Source organism: Aurantimonas sp. C2-5-R2 (assembly GCF_036549495.1).
In the GTDB taxonomy this organism is placed as follows: Bacteria; Pseudomonadota; Alphaproteobacteria; order Rhizobiales; family Rhizobiaceae; genus Aurantimonas; species Aurantimonas coralicida_A.
In genome coordinates, this window is sequence record NZ_JAZHLJ010000274.1 from 1 (window position 1) to 656 (window position 656).

1 protein-coding gene and 1 pseudogene are annotated in these 656 nt (G+C 60.7%); one reads left to right on the plus strand and one right to left on the minus strand.

The annotated features are described in order from the left end of the window. Window positions 1-77 precede the first annotated feature (77 nt). Window positions 78-368 carry a recombinase family protein gene (locus VQ044_RS25495; RefSeq protein ID WP_442873876.1) on the minus strand — a complete coding sequence of 97 codons (291 nt, stop codon included), beginning with the start codon at window positions 366-368 and terminating at the stop codon, window positions 78-80. A 198-nt stretch (window positions 369-566) separates the two neighbouring features. Between VQ044_RS25495 and VQ044_RS25500 the strand changes: the two are divergent. Further along, window positions 567-656, plus strand: a pseudogene (locus VQ044_RS25500) (ATP-binding protein); the annotation flags it as partial.

Sequence of the window (656 nt, forward strand, 5' to 3'; positions counted from 1 at the left end):
ATCGCTCCTTCGGGAGGTTCTGGCAGGCTTCAGCACCCGCCACGATACGCCGCCTTCTCAGGCCCCATCACCCATTTTCAGCCATAGCTCGACCGGAACGCGATACCGCGCGCCTTCAGGTCGGTGACGATCGCCAGCAGGTGTGGTAGTGAGCGTCCGAGCCGATCAAGTTTCCACACGATCAGCGTATCGCCCGCGTTCAGATAGTCGAGGCAGGCTTTTAGTCCCGGCCGATCATCGCGGGCACCGGATGCCTTGTCGGTATGCAGATGCCGATGATCAACGCCGGCTGCGACCAGAGCGTCGCGCTGGAGATCGACTGTCTGGCGATCGTCGGCCGACGACACCCGCATATATCCGACCAGCATGTACGACAAACCCTCAAACCCGCTTTGTCGCACACTACAGCAAAGCGACATGGTTTGTCGCCTATTTATAGGCTGGCATTGGGGCGTTCGCTGAGGCGGCTTCGGGAGCGTCGGGAATCGTGTGTTTTCCGACACCATCGCCGTCTCCGCTGGCCCGATCGTTAGCGTATATCTGAGTCCGTTCTATGTACCGACCCCCTTCTGAAGCTGCAGCGCGATCTCCAGGCCGTGAAGCTGCTGATCGTCGACGAACTCGGCTACGTGCCGCTGTCGCCGACTGGCGCCGAA

Excerpts from the sequence above, each read along its gene's own strand:
- VQ044_RS25495 (WP_442873876.1), bottom strand. The coding sequence starts at position 368 with ATGCTGGTCGGATATATGCGGGTGTCGTCGGCCGACGATCGCCAGACA.